The 22,062-nt window shown below is 41.5% G+C and carries 17 protein-coding genes; all 17 read right to left on the minus strand.

Annotated elements, in window-relative coordinates:
• Positions 1 to 7: 7 nt before the first annotated feature.
• Complete coding sequence (tssI, locus tag R7041_RS00115; protein ID WP_206949029.1) at positions 8 to 1,843, minus strand: type VI secretion system tip protein TssI/VgrG; 1,836 nt, start codon at positions 1,841 to 1,843, stop codon at positions 8 to 10.
• Positions 1,844 to 1,892: 49 nt separating this feature from the next.
• Positions 1,893 to 2,372: an Hcp family type VI secretion system effector gene (locus R7041_RS00120; protein ID WP_005375967.1), complete on the minus strand. Its 480-nt coding sequence runs from the start codon at positions 2,370 to 2,372 to the stop codon at positions 1,893 to 1,895.
• A 208-nt stretch (positions 2,373 to 2,580) separates the two neighbouring features.
• Complete coding sequence (gene tssH, locus R7041_RS00125; RefSeq protein ID WP_206949030.1) at positions 2,581 to 5,148, minus strand: type VI secretion system ATPase TssH; 2,568 nt, start codon at positions 5,146 to 5,148, stop codon at positions 2,581 to 2,583.
• 10 nt (positions 5,149 to 5,158) lie between these two features.
• The gene (gene tssG, locus R7041_RS00130; protein WP_005375963.1) at positions 5,159 to 6,124 is read right to left on the minus strand and encodes a type VI secretion system baseplate subunit TssG; all 966 of its coding nucleotides are present in this window, start codon (positions 6,122 to 6,124) and stop codon (positions 5,159 to 5,161) included.
• Positions 6,121 to 7,944 carry a type VI secretion system baseplate subunit TssF gene (tssF, locus tag R7041_RS00135; RefSeq protein ID WP_017820213.1) on the minus strand — a complete coding sequence of 608 codons (1,824 nt, stop codon included), beginning with the start codon at positions 7,942 to 7,944 and terminating at the stop codon, positions 6,121 to 6,123. The genes tssG and tssF overlap by 4 nt, the downstream gene beginning before the upstream one ends.
• On the minus strand, positions 7,941 to 8,405 hold the full coding sequence (tssE, locus tag R7041_RS00140; RefSeq protein ID WP_017635621.1) for a type VI secretion system baseplate subunit TssE: 465 nt from the start codon (positions 8,403 to 8,405) through the stop codon (positions 7,941 to 7,943). Before tssE ends, tssF begins: the two co-directional genes overlap by 4 nt.
• 7 nt (positions 8,406 to 8,412) lie before the next feature.
• On the minus strand, positions 8,413 to 9,207 hold the full coding sequence (locus R7041_RS00145) for a type VI secretion system accessory protein TagJ (protein WP_017820215.1): 795 nt from the start codon (positions 9,205 to 9,207) through the stop codon (positions 8,413 to 8,415).
• Between the two features lie 10 nt (positions 9,208 to 9,217).
• Complete coding sequence (gene tssC / locus R7041_RS00150; protein ID WP_053303680.1) at positions 9,218 to 10,729, minus strand: type VI secretion system contractile sheath large subunit; 1,512 nt, start codon at positions 10,727 to 10,729, stop codon at positions 9,218 to 9,220.
• A gap of 52 nt (positions 10,730 to 10,781) precedes the next feature.
• Positions 10,782 to 12,275 carry a type VI secretion system contractile sheath large subunit gene (gene tssC, locus R7041_RS00155; RefSeq protein WP_005375950.1) on the minus strand — a complete coding sequence of 498 codons (1,494 nt, stop codon included), beginning with the start codon at positions 12,273 to 12,275 and terminating at the stop codon, positions 10,782 to 10,784.
• A complete protein-coding gene (gene tssB / locus R7041_RS00160) occupies positions 12,275 to 12,805 on the minus strand; it encodes a type VI secretion system contractile sheath small subunit (protein WP_005375949.1) in 531 nt (176 codons plus the stop codon). The genes tssC (R7041_RS00155) and tssB overlap by 1 nt, the downstream gene beginning before the upstream one ends.
• A 15-nt stretch (positions 12,806 to 12,820) precedes the next feature.
• On the minus strand, positions 12,821 to 13,936 hold the full coding sequence (gene tssA / locus R7041_RS00165) for a type VI secretion system protein TssA (RefSeq protein WP_053307735.1): 1,116 nt from the start codon (positions 13,934 to 13,936) through the stop codon (positions 12,821 to 12,823).
• Positions 13,929 to 14,723, minus strand: coding sequence for a PP2C family protein-serine/threonine phosphatase (locus R7041_RS00170; RefSeq protein WP_064369226.1), 795 nt, complete (start codon positions 14,721 to 14,723; stop codon positions 13,929 to 13,931). The genes tssA and R7041_RS00170 overlap by 8 nt, the downstream gene beginning before the upstream one ends.
• 9 nt (positions 14,724 to 14,732) lie before the next feature.
• The gene (tagF, locus tag R7041_RS00175) at positions 14,733 to 15,428 is read right to left on the minus strand and encodes a type VI secretion system-associated protein TagF (RefSeq protein ID WP_005375944.1); all 696 of its coding nucleotides are present in this window, start codon (positions 15,426 to 15,428) and stop codon (positions 14,733 to 14,735) included.
• On the minus strand, positions 15,410 to 18,928 hold the full coding sequence (gene tssM / locus R7041_RS00180) for a type VI secretion system membrane subunit TssM (RefSeq protein ID WP_047100988.1): 3,519 nt from the start codon (positions 18,926 to 18,928) through the stop codon (positions 15,410 to 15,412). Before tssM ends, tagF begins: the two co-directional genes overlap by 19 nt.
• Positions 18,929 to 18,944: 16 nt before the next feature.
• Complete coding sequence (gene tssL, locus R7041_RS00185; RefSeq protein WP_005375939.1) at positions 18,945 to 20,237, minus strand: type VI secretion system protein TssL, long form; 1,293 nt, start codon at positions 20,235 to 20,237, stop codon at positions 18,945 to 18,947.
• Between the two features lie 11 nt (positions 20,238 to 20,248).
• Positions 20,249 to 21,574 carry a type VI secretion system baseplate subunit TssK gene (gene tssK, locus R7041_RS00190; RefSeq protein WP_082240190.1) on the minus strand — a complete coding sequence of 442 codons (1,326 nt, stop codon included), beginning with the start codon at positions 21,572 to 21,574 and terminating at the stop codon, positions 20,249 to 20,251.
• Between the two features lie 21 nt (positions 21,575 to 21,595).
• Positions 21,596 to 22,051 carry a type VI secretion system lipoprotein TssJ gene (gene tssJ / locus R7041_RS00195; protein WP_005375933.1) on the minus strand — a complete coding sequence of 152 codons (456 nt, stop codon included), beginning with the start codon at positions 22,049 to 22,051 and terminating at the stop codon, positions 21,596 to 21,598.
• Between the last annotated feature and the right edge of the window lie 11 nt (positions 22,052 to 22,062).

A 22,062-nucleotide genomic window follows, 5' to 3' on the forward strand; every position in this document is an offset into this window, starting at 1 on the left:
AATCACCTTAGTTCAATGAAATTTGCCCAGCTTTAAGAGCAATAGCTGAGCCGTTAATGGATATTTTATTACCTTTGATATTGATTTCTCCAGAGCTAGACATCTGAATAGAAGCACCACCTACTTTGATCTCGACGCTCTTTCCTGCATTAAAAGACAGTACTTCACCCGTTTCATTCGAAAAGTTTTTACCTACTTTCAAGCTCGCGTTCTGACCAACCTCTTGATTAACATCATTGGTCACTTTTTCGGTTTTACTGTTTTCAACGGCGATATCAACACAGTCTTCAACTAGCATTTGGAACAGTTTTTCAGCATGAAGATAAATGTGCTCTTCACCAGGCTTATCATCGAAGCGCAACTCATTAAAATTGGATGTACCTTTTTGTACAGAGCGTGATTTATAACCACTCTGAGAACTTTGCTCTGGTAAAGCGTAAGGAGGGAGTTGACTACCGTTATATAGTGACCCCGTAACGATTGGTTGATCAGGGTCTCCGTTAACAAACTCGACGATGACCTCTTGTCCGACTCTAGGGTGAAACACCGACCCCCATCCGTTACCTGCAATATTTTGCGCAACACGAATCCAACATGAACTATTTACATCGTATTTACCAACACGGTCCCAGTGAAACTGAACTTTGATACGGCCATGTTTGTCTATGTAAATTTCACCATCTTTGTTCCCCGTAACTACTGCGGTTTGCAAACCTTTCATCTGAGGTTTCGGGTAGTTAACTGAAGGACGCAGGATTGTCTTTGAGTCAACACAACTAAACGAGACTTTGACACCTTGCGCACCGGTCCCACCTTGACCAGTCTGGTTATAAACAGCAGCAGACAAAAAAACAGAAGACAGTACATATTCTTTGCCGACTCGAGATTTATCTTCATGCTTTTTAAACTTGAAGCACTTGCCCACACTGAATGTTCTGCACGTAGCCTCGCCACGACACAAATATGCATTTTGCTGTAGTGCTTCTATTGCATGCGTGTTTCTCAGTGCGTATTGATCATTGCTCTCCATTTCACCCATGTATTCAAAATACTCGCTTCCAGGTACTGTAAAAAAATCACTTTCACCCTTTGCAGTATTTTTAGGATTCGAAGAAGGCTTGAGCATGTTATAGCCTGACTTTTGACTCGCTTTAGTAGTCAGAATTTGCGTTTCATGCCAAGAAGAAATGTGGCTAGATTTCGCCGTACCTGTATCAAAATCGACTAAAAACTCAGTACCCGGCTTATAAAAACTGATGTCATCAAAAATATTGAGCGTATGGGCAGACTTAGTATGTGTAAAACTAAATGATAGCCCCTCCTCCGATAACAGACGTCGAACAAATTCAAGATCTGATTCTTCATATTGTACTTTGTATGTGTATTTAGGATAGGACTTGGTTAACTCAAAACTAAAGGCAACACTATGCTCCGATAGTACTTCAGAGATAATTTCCTTTATATCTTTATGCTGAAATATTCTGCAATTTTTTCGATATTCAGCGAAACGTAATTTAGGCTCTATTAATAATTCTATGTTTTTATAATTTTCGCCTTTATGTGTATTAGAAACCCTTTTCCCTTCTAATCTTGCAGCAGAAACATAACCATGCATATAACGAGGATTTGAAGAAACATCCTCATTATTTTCAAGGGTAATGGTAACTTCCTTACCAATAATTTCGTTTAACTCACTTCGTTGATCATTAAAGTAAGCTTTAGCACGCAATGAAAAAAGTTCTGAGATCTCTTCTCTATACTCAAACGAGTTTAGTATGATGGCATCTTTACCGAATGGGGAAGAAATTCGGATGAAATTGTTATCTTGAGTTGCTCTTTTCATTAAATACTTCTTTCAAAAAAATGCGGAGGAATACTCCCCCGCATGAAAATTACATTTGTTGACCTTTAACACCGCTGTAGCCGTATACCAATGGAGCAGAAGTGTTGTTCTTATCGTCAGTAGGAGTCACTGTCATCATCATTTCTGTGTAAGAAATTGTGATAGTTTCAACTGGACGATCGTCTTGGATAGAAACTGAGTAGTTAGAAATCATCGCATCAGTCAGTTCGATCTTCATGATCTCTTCAACCTTCTCACCCTGCTTAGTAATATGGAAAACCGCTGGTTTACCTTTACCAATCGTCGCTTCTTTAAATAAGTCAGGAGAAGAACGGTCTTGAAGTTTGGTGATAGTCAAATCATATAGACGAGTAGCGCTCGCTTCACGGTCCATCGCTGTACCAGTGTATGATGAGATCTCACGACCTACACTCCAATCTACAGATAGTAGTGTAATCAAATCTTTGTATTGCTCGGCTGTTGCCTCACCCTTAATATCTGCGTATTTAAGATACGTATTAGACTGCATGCTAATCTCCTATAGCATTATTAATTGACATATATCGTAGTAATTTAATTATCTGACGTTTGGTGATAATTAGTGATTAATGTATCAAAAACTTCATTTTAAATACGCCCTGTTATATCTTTAAATAAGATTTAATTTAAGCGTTTTTTATAAAAAATAATAGTTAATATGAACCAACTCCCAATTATTATTGAGAGTGTAAAGGATGTTAAACTATTGAGACATCAAGTCCACTAGTTGTACCTTTAACAATAATTTCATCAAACGTCTTATCATTAAGAATTGCATGCAATATTTCATGAGAAATCTTCGGAAGCAATGTATTTTCTATGGTTGTTTGTACCACACGCGCACCACTCCCAGACTCATTGCTATTGTCTACAATATCATTAATTAGTTCCTCATCAAAAAACAGGTCAGCGTTATAGTGCTTACGAATACGAGTCGTAATTTTATCCAATTTTAATTTTGTTATTTCTATCAATACTTTTTTTGATAGAGGCAAATAGGGTAATACATTCACACGCCCTAAAAATGCAGGTTTAAAGTCAACCAACAAATCATCGCGTAAAGCATCTTTTAGTGCTGACGGCTCAGGAGCTAAATCAGGATCAGAATACAAAGACATCGTCGTTTCGGTCCCTGTATTCGCGGTCATAATAATAATAGTGTTTTTAAAGTCTATATCTCGACCTTCACCGTCTTTAATTGAGCCTTTATCAAATACCTGATAAAAAATATCTTGAACACCAGGGTGCGCTTTTTCCATTTCATCGAGGAGAATTACACTATAAGGTTTACGTCTAACAGCTTCAGTCAGTACACCTCCTTCTCCATAACCGACATAACCAGGAGGAGAACCTAATAGCAATGAGACTTTATGCTCTTCCTTAAATTCCGACATATTGATAGTCGTGACATTTTCTTCACTACCATACACTTTCTCTGCAATCGCCAAAGCCGATTCGGTTTTACCCACTCCGCTTGGTCCGGTTAGGAGAAATACACCATTTGGTCGTGTCTCATCCGTGAGCTGCGCACTCGCAGTTTTTATCACTTCAGACATGAGCTCTAAAGCGTGATCCTGCCCGACAACTCGCTTGCACAAACTTTCTTTCAAACCCAATACTGCTTGGATTTCATCATCCTGAAGTTTACCCAGCGGTATACCGGTCCAATCCGAAATAACTTCTGCGATTAGCGCTTCATTTACATGCGAAAAAACTAAGGGCTGTGAGTTAGCGGAGAGGTTATTTTCAAGCTCTTGTAACTTGTCTCTCGCAGTCTCAGAACCCTCCTGGATTATTTGGGTTCTAAGTGACTTAGCTTCATTTACCCATTCTTTTTCTTTTTCCCAAAGTACTTCTAATTCAATAATGTCATTAGATAGCGCATCAATCTCTTTTCGGACACTTTGCAGCTGCACATCAAGAGATGCTCCTAGCCGATTCTCTTGGTTAAGATGCTCATACTCAGCTTGCTTTGCTTTAAGTTTATTTCTTTTCGCATCTAGGCCTCCCGGTGTAGATGACTGACTTAACGCAACTCGAGAGCAGGCCGTATCCAAAACAGAAACCGCTTTATCTGGCAGTTGACGACCATTAATGTATCGAGCTGAGAGTTGGACCGCTGCATTGAGAGCTTGGTTAGTGATATGAACATCGTGGTGTTGTGCCATTACATCAAGTAAGCCTCGTAACATTTCGATCGCGAGTTCAGGGGCAGGCTCATCAACCTTTACGACTTGAAAACGCCTAGTTAAAGCTGCATCTTTTTCAAAATACTTTTTATACTCTGCCCACGTTGTTGCTGCGATCGTTCTGAGTTCACCTCTCGCTAATGCTGGCTTCAGAATATTCGCCGCATCACCTTGGCCCGCTTGCCCACCACCGCCAATTAGGCCATGAGCTTCATCAATGAACAATATAATAGGCTGGGGAGCGTCGTTTACTTCCTTAACAAGGTTCTTAAGCCTGTTTTCAAACTCACCTTTCATGCCTGCGCCGGCTTGCAGTAACGCCAAATCCAGAGATTTAATTGCCACATTTTGCAGAGCGGGAGGTACATCGCCATCAATGATCTTTTGCGCCAAACCTTCAACAACGGCTGTTTTTCCAACACCAGCTTCTCCCGTAAGAATCGGGTTGTTTTGTCGGCGTCTTAATAAAATATCGATCATTAGGCGAATTTCATTATCTCTACCAATCACCGGATCTATTTTACCTTCCCTAGCTTGCTCAGTAAGGTCTGTTGTAAATTGATTCAAGGCGGAATTCGCGTTTGACTGCGCTAAGTCATTCGATCTTGATTGAGGCGCATTACTTTCTTTAAAGTTCAATAAGCGAGATGGTTCTATCTTGTTTAGTTCAGGACTAATCGAACCAGCCATGTTGACTAACGTATCATCAGACAAGTAGGCAAATAAAAGATGGATGCACCCCAACTGTTCTTGATTGAATTCAATGGTTGCAGACAACAAGGCATTTTGCATAACAGTCACCGTATGAGCTGATAGCCCAGGCACCGACTGGCATCCTGTTTTGTATTTTTCTAATGCCTTTTGAATATCGGTTTCAACCTTGATTTTATCGACATCAAATTCGTCAAAAACTTCAGAGTAAATATCGTCAGGATGGCGGATAATCATCATTAACCAGTGAGACATTTCAATACTGTGATGAGTTCGGGAGCTTGCCATCGCAGCTGCCTGTTCAAGTGTTTCCTTAGCCTGAGGAGACAATCTTTCGACCAACGCTGAAAGTGAGAGTGAAGCCATTACATTTCCTTTAAATAGTAATTGTTATAGTTCGATCTTTTGTACGTTCGTGTTTTTTAAGCACAGAACCAATACCTAACTGCCCCTGCTGTTTCGATAAACAAGCTTGTGGTAGCAAACTATGTTTGGTGGTGAGCTGCCACTTCAGTTGTTTATGTTTTCCAATCAACTCATAAGCAGCGTTCTTAATGATTGCTATATTGGGTTGGTTAGGAAGCAATTTACTAACTAGCTGTTTATCTTTTGGCAGAAATTCTATTGTTGTCCCCGCGTTGATGTTCCATGCTTTCGAACCCAAAGACGCTCCTAAACCAAGTTGAGCAAACTGCCCTTCAGGCATAGTTCGGGATGCAAGGCGTGTTTGCTCTTCTTTTGTAAGGTGTAACCATTGTCCTTGAAATTCATGAACTTTTACTTGGCATCCAGATAAACATTCAAGAATACTTTTCAGTCCACCTTTACTTCTCACTGGTGAAGCAAACACACCACCATAGTGCCGGGACAGTGAACTCCCTTTCCCAGTTAATGCCGATTTACAGCTTTCTAACGGCGAACGCGCGCCCTGCGCATGCGCACGAGACTGAACAGTCAGCTGACTCAGTTGCCAACATCGATAATAAAGAGATAATAAGCGATGATTGAAAATATCGTAGAAGTCCACCATAGCCGTATCGCCTTCTTTTTGGCGATGTAAAGCTAATTCACTATAGTGCTGGGGAAGCACACCTTGCTCACCCGTTAGGCCTATTAAATTGGTCTCAATCTCTAACTTGCTGTCATCTATATTTTTCAGTTCACAAAGCTGAGCATTTTCAAAACCTAATGATGGATTAACCTTTAAGTTTAGCTTTTCATGCTTCGGTAACGCATCTGTTCCTATTTGCGCCTCTGCTTGCAGAACTTCGTGTTCAATAAGATGAATCGCTTCAAACAATGGATGTTGCTTTAATTCTCGATAAAATTGTTCCGCGCTCATAGCAACACCTTATCGCCAGTTAATGCGGGCCATAGGTGGAAAGACTTTCCCGTGGACTTAATTCTTATTTCTAACTGCGTAAAAATGTTAATTTCAGCATATTGCGAGAAGTAAACAGATAAAACACTACCTAAGAGAAAGATCTGCTCTTTAGGTAAAATTTGATCAGAAACCGTCAAAATAATTTTTATACCGTGCGCAAATCCAACTTTGCCTTTCTGACTAATTCTTCCTGTAGTAGGCTCAAACTCTAACTTAGTTAAAGCATCGATTACCGCTTTCGTTTCTGCTGTCCCAGAAAATGCATAGAGATTAAGGGTCTGCTTCAAAGTTGCTAAACCATCTTCCTCGGTAAAATGGTTTAAAGTTAAAAGCTTAGTTAACTGCCATCGTGTGCTTTCATCCATTTCTGGCCGAATAGTTTCTGATAAAGAAACTAAACAACGAACAGATTCGAAATTGTCATTTACCTCCGGTAAAGATACTTGCGGCAGCCCACCTCCAAATGGAAGTTTCTGCGCTAAGTTGCGGTTACAGCACTCAGCTTCCACGTACATTAACCAGTTTTCCCGGCTATCCGGGCTGAACAATTGATGTTTTTTATCAACAAAAGAAATGTAAGTTTCTCTACCTGGCTCATCATACCCACCAGCCCAGTTCTTATCCTCACGTCTCATCAACCAATAAATCTCACTAGTGTTTGTATAATGCGTGTGCTCACCAGCGTGATAACATGGCAAATTGTGGTACGTTTTGTTCCAGTTTCTCAACGTTACGTCAGAAATTGAGACAACCTCATTACTTTCAGATTCTTGGTATTGCGGAGACAAGTGGTAATCGTATTCAGTTGGTAGAATACGCTTAGGCTCCATAATACTTTTAAATAAGTTGATTACAGGCACACAACCTACCATTAAGCTTTCTTCGTCCACTTGCTTTGGAAGCCAGTCATCGTTGGTATCAAAGTAAAAATACAGTTCGACTTGCTCTCCAAGATCTAGCTCAGATAATCCAAGTTCGGTGATATCAAAGAACATAAACTTCTCAGGAAAGTGCAAATACTCAACAAGTAATCTTGCTCCTGAAAAGCTTCTTTTACTGTATGGCACAACTTTCTCATCTTCTGAAAATCCTACTTCAGAAAGATGTCTTTTGGTTAAAGGACGAACTTCTTTGCCATCCACAACAACAGATAAACCAATTAGGTTTTGAAACAGCATTTGGTAGAGCTTAAAAGTCAATTGAGATTGACCGTTTAAATAGAAGCGCAGCCGTTCTATCCCCATTTCACCAAGAGGAGTCTCTTCATCTTGAGCCGTGAGCTGTACTTTCAAAACTGAATGAGCATTGCTTTCCCATCGTGAGCCAACTGGCTTGAAAGGCGCATTTTTAAAAACGCCAGAGGTCACATCAACAGGATACATTCTGACCGGATAACAAGTTCTAAACTCGCATTCATGATATCCAGTAGCACCGATAACAACTCGCTCGCCTTCTTCTACATCAAAATAAGAGGAAGTGGAGTTAGAACAGCTCATTTTAATGACTGACATTGACGGGATTGGGGCGTGAAAATCCGGATATAACTGTCCCATCAAAGACTCTGTAAACTGAGGGTAACTATTGTCTAAGCTTTGTCTAATCCTTGCTGTTAGAAATGCGCAGCCTTCTAACAATCTTTCTACGTGTGGATCGTCAACCTGTTCCTCACTAATACGAAGTCTCGCGGCAATCTTGGGATACTGCTCACCAAACTCTTGCCCTTTGTGACGCAAATAAGCTAACTCGCGATTATAGTACTTGAGAAACTCTTCACTCATTTTGCTCTACTCAGTTTCATACCTAAATTTACCGGCTCTACTTCAGAATTGAATCGCACTTCATGAATACTGTTATCAATTAAGCAAGTGGCATTTATCTGTAACCTCAATACCCTATCAATAGCGTTTTTCTCGTCCGAAATCTGGACATGAGGGTTCCTTAACCTCGGCTCAAACTCTTTAATTGCATCATGAACGATGTCGCAAAGCTGATTCTGCCCTTCTTGGCTGCTATAGGGCATTGAGGAAAAATCTGGCAGCCCATAGTTCAATATTGAATAACGAACCTCTAGAAGATCATCAGGAATATTTTTCCATCCAATACGACTATTCAGCATCGACTCTAGATCTCTAAGTAAGCTGCTCAACATCTGTTGCTGGCTTGCAGGGAAGTCTTTCTCATCTCGAGTGAGAGGATCACTATCTATCAATTTGTCGAGCAGAGAAACGGTTAACGACATGATATTTCTACGCTATTTGTTTCTGTTCTAATAATGTAGTCAAATCACAGATTGGAAGCGCTGAGTCACCGACTAACCAACATTTTTGACCCAAGCCAACAAAAGATTCTTGCTCACCAATCTGCTTCCAATCCGTTTCTCGGCCTAACTTTTGTGCATCGGTCTCTGAGTCGACATACGTCAAAGGCATATGGCCTTCGCCTTCACCAAGTCCATCGATATCAAACTCGACAGGTCGCCAAATACTTTCTAACAAAGAAGTAGGTGCTTTAACTTCTAGCGTATGGATGCTCGATATGGGTACAAGAAAATAGTTACCTGCTGTAGAAAACAGTTCAATGTAACCACCTAAACGATCATCAATATCTCTAGCATCTTCGTAGTTTGTGCCGTTTACGTTAAACCCTTTAATAGTACGACGCTCTTCAATGCGATGCGATAGACGTGACGCTTCTTCGTACTCTTGATTTCCGAGAGCAAGATTAAATCGAACAAGCTCTTTAGTTAATTCCTCATCACCTAATACTTTGGCACTAGCCGCACCATTGATAAAATCCTTTCTAGCTTGAGCTGCTTTCACTAAATGTCGTAGCTGACTTGCACCAGGCAGATACTCAGGAAACAATTTAATCGATTGCATGAGCTGAGCGTCCGCACGCTCGAAGTCCCCATCAATGCAAAGAAGCTCAATGAAGGAACTTCTCAAGCTCGCATCTTTAGGGGTGGCTTTAATTTCATCAATTAATTGCTCTAGAGCGTGTTGCAATAGGCCTTGGGACAAAGCATTTTTCCATTGAGTCATTGTTATTTCCTTACACCATGTGCTCTGGTGATAATTCGGTAATTAATTTAATGCTAGATACCATTTGATCGAGTTGAAAATGCGGTCGCAAATGGATAACTGAGTAATAATGTCCAGGAGTTTCTCTTTTCTCTCGAACTGTAATTTTCGCTTCATTTAGGGGGTATTTAGCTCGAAGCTCATCAGACGCTTCATCTGATGCGGTAGTGTACTGGTGTAACCAGCGTTGAAAGTCACGCTCTAGGCTTTCTGCGTCTTGATACCCACCAATTTTGTCACGCCCCATAACCTTGAGATAATGTGCGACTCGCGATACACACAATGTGTATTGCAACATCGATGTCAGTTTTGCATTCGTTGAAATATGCTTTTCTGCGTATTGTTTGGGCTTGTAGAGAGATACATTCGAGGTCATCCCTACCATATCAGTCTCAGGTATTGGAGAAATAGAAATAAAACCGCACTCAGACAATTCTTGTTCTTTTCTCTCAGTGATTTTCAAGTTTAACGGACATCTTTCACGATCATTCTTGCCATTAACACGCATCGTGCTCCTTGTAGGAGCGACGATAATACCCTGACTGTAATCGCCTTGTTTAATCCCTCGCATATGCGTGAACCAACCATGTTCCTGAAATGCTCTAATTGATACAGCAGCAAAACAGTACGCACTACTCCCCCATAGCAAATCTCGGTTGGAGTCGTAGATGTGTTCTTGAAAATTGAATTTATCATTCCGCGAGCCATCACTTTTGTATGGCTGACGGAACAAGACGTTAGGTGCAGTCAAACCAATAAATTTAGCGTCATCGTTATCTCTCAAACTACGCCACTTTGCATAATCTTCCTGTTCAAATTGGGCTGCTATATCTCTTATCGCAGAGAGTTGAGCGAAACTATCAACACCAAACATCTCTGGCGATGCAGACATGATAAATGGGCTGAATGCTGCAGCTGCAGACTGAGAGATCTTACTCAACACAGACAGATCTCTATCAAAATAATTTTTACTAGGATCACAGCGAAGCTGATAATCTCCAACCACCACACCAAAGGGTTCTCCCCCTGCCATGCCATATTCATTTTGATAGAGCAACTTAAATAGTGCTGATTGGTCAAACTCGATGGCTTTTAAAGCATCTTTACTGATTTCATTCCATGTCGCCGTTAAAACCTTAACTTTTACAGAGTCCGATGAACGAGAATCAACCTGTTCACATAAATACCTAACTCCAACCCACCCCCTTTCGAGCTGTTGAAACTCAGGATGATGTAATATTTCATTTAGTTGAGATTCTAATAGCTCATCAATGCGGTTAATTGTGTTCATCACACTATGACGAAAGCTGTCCAAATCTCTTGAACGTGTACCTTCTAGCCAAATTCGCGCTGACGCTACAAGATCAGAAGATTCATTGAATCGAGTCAACCACGGGCTATCAAGTTCAGCATAGCCTCCGGTACTGAACTCATGTTTTAGCTTGCTAGGGTCGCGAAAGTTAAGTGACACTGCTAATTCCATCTAGAACATAAAGATTGGTCATGGCTGGCCTTTCGACCAGCCAATTCATTTCTTATCCACCTGACTGAGGGATCTTTGCCACAAGTCGCAAAGATGTGGTCAGTTCTTCCATTTGTAACCAAGGCTTCAGCCATGCTACGGCATTGTAAGAACCAGGTGCGCCAGGAATTTCCTTAACCTGAACACGAGCGTCTGCTAGAGGGTATTTCGCTCTGATCTCTTGACCACCGCCTTCAGAAGCATTGACGTAACCTAGGATCCAGCGGTTCAGCCAAGACTCAACGTCTTCTGCTTCCATAAAGCTACCAATTTTATCTCGAGCCATTACTTTCAAATAATGCGCAAAACGAGATGTTGCCATCATATAAGGTAGGCGGGCAGAAATGGCCGCATTGGCCGTTGCTTCAGGGGATTCATGGTTCGCTGGTTTTTGACAGGTTTGCGCACCAAAGAACACTGCATAGTTGGTGTTTTTGTAGTGACAAAGCGGTAAGAAACCAAGCTTACCAAGCTCCGCCTCACGTCTGTCGGTAATACCAATCTCTGTTGGGCACTTCATATCAGGGTCGCCATCATCACTCATGAAGAAATGCGTTGGCAAGTTATCCACTCGACCGCCGCCTTCTGCACCACGGATGGCAGTACAAAATCCATATTTTGAAAATGCGTCGGTTAACTTAACACCAAGAACATACGAAGAGTTCATCCAACAGTAGTCGTTATGTTCAGCGTTAACAGCAATACCTGAAACAGGATCTACTTCGAACTCTTCAAACCCAAACTCTTCGACTGGAGCGGTAGCTTGTCCGTATGGCAAACGAGCAAGGACTTTTGGCATCGTCAGACTAACGAAGCGCGAATCGGCACTCTCGCGGAACGAACGCCATTGGGCGTATTCTAGTGATTCAAATACCTTATCTAGGTCGCGTGGTTTTGACAACTCAGTCCACTCATCAAAGCCGAATAGTGCTGGTGAAGCTGCGGACAAGAATGGAGAGAAGCCAGAAGCCGCTACATTTGACATTAGGCGTAACGACTCAATATCTTCTGGGTGGTTGGTAAACTCATAGTCTCCAATCAATGCACCATACGGTTCACCACCAGCACTACCAAACTCAGACTCGTAAACCTTTTTAAAGATCTGGCTTTGATCAAACTCAACAGCTTTGCTCAAGTCTTTATGTAGCTCTTTCTTGGTCATGCTCATCATGCGAACTTTCAGAGTAGAGCTGGTCTCTGAATTCATCACTAGATAATTTAAGCCGCGCCAAGAACCTTCGAGTTTCTGTAATTCTGGGTGATGCATTACTTCAGACAACTGATCAGAAATCTGCCTATCGAGCAAATTAATCGCTTCACGAAAAGTTACTGTTAGGTTTTTGTTCCAAGTAACTGTCCCTTTCATTGCTTCTTCAGCGAGCGTTTTAATCAGCTCCTCAGCACGAGAAGCTTCGGTCTGCTTAGTCGCACCAATAGCTTGATCTAAGAATGAAGTTGTCTGTTCATTAACAGTTGGATCTAACTGTTTTTCAGCTTCAGTCGTCATTATTCCGCTCCTTCAGTACTGTCTGACTTCGCTTTCTTGCCAAGATCTAACTCGCCTGCAAGTCTTGCCAGATTGTCTGTATTGTTCAAAACATCCTCTAGGATATTTTCAAGCTCTTCTGAGCGGTCAACTTTTGTCATCAAATCACGCAGTTTATTACGCGTTTCCATCAATTGGCGTAGTGGATCAACTTGATTTACGATCGCAGCAGGCTCAAAGTCTTGCATTGATTTAAAGTTTAAATCGACCTCAAACTGTGAATCGTCATTCGCAAGCTTATTCGCAACTTTAAACTTCACCGATGGATTCATTTTTTTGAGTACATCGTCAAAGTTATCTCGATCTATCTGAATAAAACGGCGGTCTTTTAATGGCTTCAACGCTTCTGTGTTTTGACCAGCGAAGTCACCCATTACACCTACAACAAAAGGCAGTTCTTTCTTAAGAGTCGTACCTTCAGTTTCAACATCATAGGTAATGTGGACACGAGGCTTCCGTACTCGTGATAGTTTCGAGTGGATACTCGTCATACCATTCTCCCTTTATTAATTTTCATTTTGTTCTGCTATGCCAACCAAACGGAAGTAGCTTTTCTTTGCATCCCCGTCGGAGATAAGTTCCGCCAGTAACTCCGGCAGAGGCATCCCACACCAACGAATAATCTGTTCGATGGAGTAAGAAACTGGTGAGTGAGGTTCACTCTCTCGGAAGAAATCAGCTACTTGCTGCAATTGTCTAATTGCCTGCTCTCGTGATTTCATGTTTGTCGCTAATAATGCATCACAACTTTGTGAACTTAACGGTTGTTCAGAAGAAGATTCATCAAGATCCTCTAGCTCTTCAAACACGGCTTGTGGTTGATTGAAACGATCTCCTAGAAGGTGCTTTAATGCCGAGTGTATTGATTCGAGTCTTTTTGATATATAAGAGCTAGGAGTCACATCACCGACCGCTTCGTCTAATCGCTGACTGAATTCATTAAATGATTCTGTAGCGAACTCCAAATCCGTGATTAATTCTTGATAAAACGTATCAGAAGTCGACTTAACCGTAGTTATAATTTCAGATAGCTCAACAGCCCCAAGCTCGACTCGATTTCGGCGCTTATCTTCGTCTAAGCGCTCAAGCTCTATAGCTTGCTGATATTCCCAATAGGCATAAGCTTGCTCCACGCCTAAGTCAGTCAATGGTATACAAGCAATTGGAAAAATAAGTGTTCCTTCACTATCGATACCATTGAGGCCAATAATCGCCGATATTCTTGTCTCAATACCATCTTCATCAGGCATTGGGTACAGATCATCCCAAAAGTTCTCAATTAAACTGGTTGCGAGTTTGTAGCCAACGCCCATACCACGAAAACCATACAATCGAGTTAGGGCTTCTATAAGCCAGGCAACAAATTCCAAATCTTTAGACTGATTCGTGAGTATTTCTGGGACATCTTCAATAAATACTCGCCATAAATTACTGTGGGTATAGATACTTTCTTCTTCTATAAGAGCATTACGTTCAGCGTTGCGGGCGGCCATACGCTGATCTTTCAACCGATAGTAAGCAGACTGTGGTGATACATCCTCTCTAGGATCAATACCTGTAGGATTTTCTTGAGATATAGGAGCCAACGCTTGTTCATACCAATCAAACATTTCATTACTCATAAGCTCTCCCTCTTAGAAAGACAGGTATCGTCGCGTCTTCTCTAGTTACTGCTTCGCACTCCGTTTGCGCTTGGCGAACTTTGATCAAAGCACAAGTTACGTTATCACTTGCGCCCCGAACCAAAGCCGAATGCATGAGCGCTAATCCAGCTTGGTTGACTGAGTCTGCATACAATGTCCGATGAATTTCATCACTCGTAAGTTCCTTAGAGAGTCCATCGCTACAGAGTAGAAACTGATCGCCGTCAGCCAACTGCCCTGAAACTTGATCAATAGTGACACTTTCGTCGACCCCAACAGCTCTGGTAATAACATTTGCAAGAGGGTGCGATTCGGCATCTTCAAATGCCAATAAGCCCTGATCCACTAAGTCCATGACTTGACTATGATCACGTGTTTTTTGGACAAAATTACCACTTCTAAGCTGGTAAATTCGGCTATCACCCACCCAAAGACAGTGGTAATACCCATCCTGAATAAACAACAAAACAAGTGTTGTTCCCATCGTTTTACCGTCTAAGTGATTTTGTGCGTATTGGTAAATTTCTAAGTTCGCTTCTTGAACCACTCTTCGGATATCATCGATATTAGTATTGGAGACATCCTGCATGTGACGCGCGACTCTATCCACTAGCATCTGGCTTGCTATATCGCCAGCACTGTGTCCACCCATTCCATCGGCAACCACCCAAATATGCTGTTCTGTCATATCCAACAGAGCATCCTCGTTATAAGGGCGTACTTTTCCTGCGTGCGATTTAGCAAAGGTAAAATAGTTCCAATTCATTCTTCTATCCTACCAATTCCACTTTTTCCAGCCGCCATCAAGCATGGCTGAAAACTGACCAATTGAAGGAAATCCACTAGTAATGAACATGCATGGTTCAACCTTCGTTGAACCTTCAGTCCACCAAAAACATGGTTTACTCAATTTTTCTTTAATGAGGTAATTCAAAAGCGTGTTTTGATCAGTATTGCCGTGATCATGAAAAACTGTAGATATTTGGCTTTGATAAAGAAACTCTAGAGGCTTCACTTCACTTGTTACATTCGCAACGAGGTCATTTTTTTCTTGAGTACTCTTATGCCAAACATCAAAGACAAAGTCGTCCTCAAGTACTGAAAGAGCAAGAGCGGCACTGTCCTCGGTCCAAGCTCTGTCACCCCAATATTGCGCAGCTTCACCTTTTACGGCACGAGCTATAGTAAAGAAAAAGTATCTACCGCATGCATCAACACTAGGAATCATGCTACCAATGTAGGTTGAGTCTTCTAAATAGCTAATATCCAAAGCAAAGTGCCACACAGGAGCCGTTAAAAAGTGCTCATTCCAGCTTTCACCCAGTTGTTCCCTGCTGACTGCAATAACCGCCTGTTGCCAATCATGCCAACGCTCCGAGAAATCTTGTGATAAACCATCTTTCACAAAGTCCCCTTTTGCAGGCATTTTACCGATATAGCCCCAGCCTGATGTTATAAGGTTCGTGGACATCTGAACCTCTCCATTTCATTTGACCAAAACGGATTAATGGCACTAGAAGGAATAAGCTCTAGCTGCACCTTATTTCCCTTTAAATCAATCATAACTATATTGTCTTTACGCGATTCTGGCCTTGCTTTAAGTGATTGATCCAAAAGCTTGAATATGCCCCACTCACCTTCATAGGTATGCGCAATTTCGCGTTTAGATTCAGGTGGTGTGAACACAATTCGAGTCTGATCTTGACCGGCAGGCCAACTCAACGATTTAGCTCTTGCTGGTCCATGCTTATAAACCAAATCTTGTCCACCCAACTCTAAGACAAATCGAGTAATGTGCTGGTCTAGATAAACAGGCTTCATCCCAAACTCTACGCGTAATGAATTATCAGATTCAAAGAAAGACTGCCTGATACGTTGCGCTCTTTGAAAGACCATTAGTGTTTCTGGACGAACTCCAATTTCCTTTTCTAATCGCCAACGACTTTTCGAAGTATCCACAAACGGTTCGAGGTATTCTTGGAAGAATGCGTCAAGCGTACCTCCATAACCAAAGAATCGCTTAAAGTCTTTCAATCTAACTTCTCTGCTCGCGTTGGGCTCGAATGGATATCTGCCAGCAATAGTCCGCTGATAAGGGCGGACCACCTGTGTTACCCAGAGTTGATTTAGATGATCCTTCGAACCGCTCTCCGCAAACTTAACCGACTCTTGAGAAAGCTCACCTAGCCATTGATTAAATGGTCTCGGCAAAAGTTCTTTAGCACGAGCGAAGGAAGCTGCGACATCTTGTGTAACGGTTCCATCTAAAATACTTTTGTAGGCAATTTTCTGATTGTTACCAGAGCTTGATAAGTCACTTAAATACGAACGCAAGTTAACCATTGCTTGTTGAATATCATCAAAGTCTTGCTCACCAAGGCGTAAGATCTCTGAAAAATGCGATTCGACTTCTTTACCTGGCAGAGCAACATTGAAGCCGTTTTCTTCAGGTAAATACATGTCTAGTCTATCTGCCGTATTTGAAAACTTAACTTTGGCAACTTTACCAGCAACTTCAGAAGCGGCTTTTTGATTTTCTGACAATGATACTTTTGATAGAGCAACCTCTTTTTGGATTGCTCTCAACAAAGATTCGATTGGTCTTTCAACTCCAGATAAAACCCTCGCTTGCTCTGTCGCAAGTTCTAGGCTCGGAGCCTGCTTCAATTGAATATCTTCGATCAACGTTTTCCATTCATTAACATAATCTTGATAGTATCGAGACTGAACGCCTTGGATGGCACTGTCTTGATCAATTTCATGAGCCTTAAGATCGTCACCATAAACCCAGTTCTCTTCCATTAGGCTTTTTACTGTACGGTTGATCTGAATCTGAAAAATGCTATGAAAACCATTGTACGTGTAGAAACCCGAAATGCCTTGTGATAGCGGTTTTCCACTAGCTCGCTCGAACTGCTCAAGCCCTTTAGGTCCCAATACATCAGTCAAGCGAAATGAAGGTACATGACTCTTAGAAAATTGTATTTTCATTCGCTGATAAGCACGTTCAGGTAGAGACATTTGAGTCAACACTTCTCGAGCACTCGTCACGGCAGCAGTGTTGTAAGTAAAGCCTTGTCCATCGTTGCCTAATAAATATTGAGTGTGCTGTAGCAAACGTCTTCTTAAGTCTGCGTTTAGCTCACCCGGATATTGACGTTCGAAATAAAAGTTAAACCAAGCCAACACTTCATCTTGTTGATATTTGTCTGGATTGAATAACATCAAATACGTTTTTAACGTTTCGTACAAATACTCACGATGCTGTTGATTGCTCTCCATTTCTGACACCAAGCTATCAAGAAGCAGAGGGGCGTAATATTGGGTCAAAGCATCAGAATATGCATTGTTTGCCGCCTGAGACACTTTGTCTCCTTGATAGAGACCAAACCTCTTTACAGAGTCGGCATCACCGTAGTCGCTTTGCTTTCCGAGAGGAAGCGTCATCAACCTATCTAATGTTTCTACAGCTGAAACAATATCCGCTTCAAAATCTAAACTTTGAGCGCCAATCATTGCATCAATATGGCTCGCTTGTTCATTGGTATCGACAATTAACTGTGAGTTCCACTTATAACTCATAAACCAAAGCGCAGAAGCTCCTAGCAGTAGCGTTGTACATCCAATGTAAACACCTCGACGCATCCAACCTGACTGCTTTTGATAGTGACGATTAACTGTTCCTAACAGTTGCTCTTTGAAAATAACCTTGTCAAAAAGATTCTTTACGAAATAACTATGAGAACCAGTCTGACTCTTTGCTAGAGCTAAACGATTTAACCCAAGTCCATTGGTTGATTCATTCATCAGCTTATCGACTGGTAAGCCTTCTTGAACCGAACTCAACATAAACACACCACGAATCAAGGCAGGCTCTTCAAAACTGTTTTGTGCAAAAATTTCAGCTAAAAACTCGTCAAGATTAGCTTGTAGCACTCTTAATTGCTTTGGAAATTCAAAGATAAGCGCGCGTTTATCTAAATCGTCCTCTGTTTCAAGTATTCTAAGCATACGGGCATCAAGGCGCTCCAACATGCCATGAAATTCTTTGTTGAATAGAGAAATAACGCCTCTTTCATCATCCACTTCACGAGGGAACATGAAACCAAATAATTCCTCTCGCTCTTCCTTACTTAAATCGGCAAAAAACTCATTGAAACCGGCAACTAAATCCATTTTGGTGAGCAATACGTAAATCGGAAACTGCATGCCTAACTGGTTTTTCAGTTCTTGAAGTCTCGACTTAATTGCTCGAGCATGAAGACTTCGCTCGGTTCGAGTCTGAGACATCACGCTGGCTAAACTTATCGTAACAATCGCACCATTAATTGGTCTTTGCGTTCTATACTTTTTCAACAATCCTAAGAAACCATGCCACGCTTTAGAGTCGACCTTTTCTTGACTGTCTTGTGTCGTATACCGGCCAGCCGTATCTATAAGAACTGCTTTATTTGCAAACCACCAATCACAGTGGCGAGTGCCACCTACACCGGCAATAGAGTCAGAGCCAAGGCTGTCTCCTAATGGAAACTCTAACCCCGACTGCTTTAATACGGTTGTTTTCCCCGTTCCAGGAGGGCCAATCAACACATACCACGGTAAGTCATACAAGCTTCTCTTGCCTTTGTGTGTTTTCGTCACTACTTTGACAGCTTGCTCAATACGCTCGCGCATTAAGTCAATTTCACTTGCCGCTTCTTTATCTGATAGGCTATCAACCTCAAGCAACGTTTGAATACTTTCGTCTTCTTTCACCTTTTGCTTATGCTGCTTGGTAACGTTAAATATCGCCCAAAGCAACACCAACACTAGAATAGTGACTAGCCGTTGAAAGTCACTCTTTAGGGGCTCATATCCCGCTATCGCAATAAGTGGACCAACAACCCAAATGAAAATAGAACAAGCAGCGACACCTATAAGACCGAGAAACCATCTTTGAGTAAATATTCTGCCAATTTCTTTAATACGCATCTCTATCTACCTATTATTAATTCGCGACAAGAAGGTCGATTTCAATCCGGCGGTTAATAGCTCGGTTTTCATCACTACTGTTTTCAACTAATGGTCTTGCATCCCCCAATCCCTCGGGTATCACTCGCCCTTCTAATGCACTATTCGAGATCAGTTGTTCAGACATAGCAGTGGCTCGAGCTAATGATAGGTGCCAGTTCGAGGGATATTTACTCGTGAAAATAGGCCTATCGTCGGTGTGACCAGTAACAATGATCTTGCCTTGGGTCGACTCCAATGTTCTCGCAAGCTTAGAAATAACGGGTTGGATGTAAGCGACAACATCAGCACTACCTGATTCAAATAGATCTTGAGACTTTAACGAAATTCTTACCCTGTCTTGCAGCGGCTCAACATTGATTAGCCCCTTACCGATCTCAGTTGCTAGATACATTGAAATCTTTTCTGCAATTGGCGCTGATTTTGATTCTGACGTTGCATCTTGGTTAAGTTGTTGTGGTTGAATCAAATTGACTAATTGAGAAAAGGTGCGATTGGATGCCTTATTTAGCTCATAACTAAAATACATATATATGCAGACCAATAGTGCCGCCGTTACAGAACATACAACCCAAAGAGGAGCTCTATCAGAAGCCTTTGAGCCATTCAAAATGTGTTGGTCGATACTATTGCTTAGTTCCTGAGGGACTCCTCTCCCATAAGTCTTAAGAGTAGCAATAACCTGTCTTCTCAATTTCCGGTGCGATTCCAGTCCATTTTTTTCTAAACGGTATTGACCCAGAAACCCGAGAGATAAGCACACATACATTAGTTCAAGCAAATCTAAGTTCACATCTGGTTTCGCCATGCACTTATCAAGATGCTTAAAGAACGCTTCCCCACCTTGACTGCTAGCATAGAAGGAGCTAAGTAATGAATCGTGACTCCAGAATGAATTCCCACCCCAATTGGTGTTAAGGACAACTTCATCTAGTGAACAGCATAAACAATAACGAGCTGTATCAATGGTATCCAAATCAACGTCATGCTGACGTAATCGGTTCTCATAATCTCTAAGCTTTTGCGCCAATGTCTCTTTTAGAAACAACGGATCGGAATGAGTCGCTGTCGAGCGAATTTGACCGATAATAGATAACAGGCCATTCGCCTCTGCTAGTAGAGAGTTATTCCCATAAGCGACCACTGAATCATTGTTCACCAATTCAGGACTTTTTGAGATAACTACGGTATTATCCACAGACTTTTCTGATTGTGGTTTCGATGCGGGTGCTCTTCCACCCGGTGTTGGTTTTACTATCGTTTGTTCCATACAGAGCGCGCCTATTGATTAATACTCCAAAGCTCAAGTTCAGCATTCGGAAAATGCCCTGATAGGTGAAGCGCAATACCGCCACTATCTTTTAGCCTCATCCAAAATGGCCCTTTCTTGACAACTTCGAAATAAACATAGCCCGTTTGGTAAGGAATCTGTCTCGGGACGACACTCAACGGCACTACGTTTATACCGTTGATCTGATTATTAATTAGATCGCGAATCTGTTCTGCCGGGCCAAACTTGAGTTGCGCTGGGACCAGGCGTCTTATTTCATCTGTTGTGGTGTCTGCTTTAATTGCTAGCACAAATTGGCATGACTCAAGCAAGCGTTTATCTGGAAGCGGCGTCACTTGAATACCGTATTGGCGAGGCTCCAACGGAAGTTTGGCCGCAGTTTGGTCAAGGACAACACTGAGGTACTGACTGAGTATCTGATTCAACTCGCTATAGACACTTGATACATCTAAGTGATCATACGCAAGCAAACTTGGGACTCTTTTAGTTTTATTAGAAAAAGTGGCTAACTCACCAATGTAACCTTTAAGTGTCGTCGCTAATTCCAGTGGATGTAACCTATCTAACTCACTGAAATGCTTTAACTTCGCCTCATATCGGTTCAGCATTTGGAGCATGATGAAATCAACAGCAGATGCCGATGCAGATTTACCCTTAATCAAGCGCTGTGCAATAACGTCAGCACGCATCTTTGTCATCGCGATAACGTTACGTAGATAAGCTGACATAACTTTGTCGCTAAGGAGGTTGATAAGCGGAGGAACGTACTCATCGTCTAGTATAACTTCCCCTTCAGGAGTTACCTCTTTGATCCTTAAGATAGGTAACTCCACATAACCCGCTAATTTGTCATTACTCGCTTTCAACTCTAGGTTAAGGGCTGCAACTTGGATGGTTTCTTCATCTTGTCCTGTAAGGTTATCTATCACGTCGATATCTTGAAGTACATAACGAGAGACGATCGATTCGCTTACATCCGAAACGTTTTTACCTGTAACACTTGAAAGAGGGAGAGTTATTTTTACTAACGTATTTTCAGTGTTTTTATCAATAAGTAGAGGCGAAACTGAATCGTTGGATATTAACGTATTAACCAACGTCATATCTGGCAAAACAGCTTCAAGATGCTCAAGTTCAATAAGACCATCTTTTAGCGCGTGTTTTTTTACTCGACATTTCCAAACTCCCCAATTGTAAGCCCCACCTAACTGATGTAAGCCCTTGAATTCTTGAGAGGTTGCGCGTTCTTGTTGTTGGAAGTGCTGGGGACGTAAAAACATTCCTTCGCACCAAGCCGTCTTGGAGTATTGCGTCATTTATAATTAGCCAACTAAACGTTATTTAACGACCAAAGACAGATCTTCTAACAATACTTGATATGTGTTGTAACCGGTCTTATCCACTTTAATGACTTGTCGCCAATTTGAGTTTTCAATATCTCGAAACGCTACGACAATGCCTAAATATTCTGTCTTTGGAGACATACTTGCTTGATATGTTTCTTTCTGACCTGGAGTTAATGAAACTTCATATTTATTCACTAAATCAGGTCCTAAGACTTTTTCACTTTCTTCATAAATAGAAAAAAAGTCCTGGCTTTCGAAAATGGTATTTGACGTTAATTCAAATACATACACCACTACAGGAGAAGGCCTGCCGTTTGAATCAGGATTAATGTTATGACTTGCTGCTATTTCTAAATCTGAGTATGGATCAACAACTAGGTTCGCTGCTGAGCACCCAAATAAAGCTATTGAAATTAATAACAAAATATATTGGTAAAACTTTTTCATCACCCTAATTC

The organism is Vibrio sp. 1751, from assembly GCF_033339895.1.
In the GTDB taxonomy this organism is placed as follows: domain Bacteria; phylum Pseudomonadota; class Gammaproteobacteria; order Enterobacterales; family Vibrionaceae; genus Vibrio; species Vibrio alginolyticus.

Bases quoted from the DNA above. Each gene is read 5' to 3' on its own strand.
- tssI (WP_206949029.1), bottom strand. From the start codon at position 1,843: ATGAAAAGAGCAACTCAAGATAACAATTTCATCCGAATTTCTTCCCCA.
- R7041_RS00120 (WP_005375967.1), bottom strand. From the start codon at position 2,372: ATGCAGTCTAATACGTATCTTAAATACGCAGATATTAAGGGTGAGGCA.
- tssH (WP_206949030.1), bottom strand. From the start codon at position 5,148: ATGGCTTCACTCTCACTTTCAGCGTTGGTCGAAAGATTGTCTCCTCAG.
- tssG (WP_005375963.1), bottom strand. From the start codon at position 6,124: ATGAGCGCGGAACAATTTTATCGAGAATTAAAGCAACATCCATTGTTT.
- tssF (WP_017820213.1), bottom strand. From the start codon at position 7,944: ATGAGTGAAGAGTTTCTCAAGTACTATAATCGCGAGTTAGCTTATTTG.
- tssE (WP_017635621.1), bottom strand. From the start codon at position 8,405: ATGTCGTTAACCGTTTCTCTGCTCGACAAATTGATAGATAGTGATCCT.
- R7041_RS00145 (WP_017820215.1), bottom strand. From the start codon at position 9,207: ATGACTCAATGGAAAAATGCTTTGTCCCAAGGCCTATTGCAACACGCT.
- tssC (WP_053303680.1), bottom strand. From the start codon at position 10,729: ATGGAATTAGCAGTGTCACTTAACTTTCGCGACCCTAGCAAGCTAAAA.
- tssC (WP_005375950.1), bottom strand. From the start codon at position 12,275: ATGACGACTGAAGCTGAAAAACAGTTAGATCCAACTGTTAATGAACAG.
- tssB (WP_005375949.1), bottom strand. From the start codon at position 12,805: ATGACGAGTATCCACTCGAAACTATCACGAGTACGGAAGCCTCGTGTC.
- tssA (WP_053307735.1), bottom strand. From the start codon at position 13,936: ATGAGTAATGAAATGTTTGATTGGTATGAACAAGCGTTGGCTCCTATA.
- R7041_RS00170 (WP_064369226.1), bottom strand. From the start codon at position 14,723: ATGAATTGGAACTATTTTACCTTTGCTAAATCGCACGCAGGAAAAGTA.
- tagF (WP_005375944.1), bottom strand. From the start codon at position 15,428: ATGTCCACGAACCTTATAACATCAGGCTGGGGCTATATCGGTAAAATG.
- tssM (WP_047100988.1), bottom strand. From the start codon at position 18,928: ATGCGTATTAAAGAAATTGGCAGAATATTTACTCAAAGATGGTTTCTC.
- tssL (WP_005375939.1), bottom strand. From the start codon at position 20,237: ATGGAACAAACGATAGTAAAACCAACACCGGGTGGAAGAGCACCCGCA.
- tssK (WP_082240190.1), bottom strand. From the start codon at position 21,574: ATGACGCAATACTCCAAGACGGCTTGGTGCGAAGGAATGTTTTTACGT.
- tssJ (WP_005375933.1), bottom strand. From the start codon at position 22,051: ATGAAAAAGTTTTACCAATATATTTTGTTATTAATTTCAATAGCTTTA.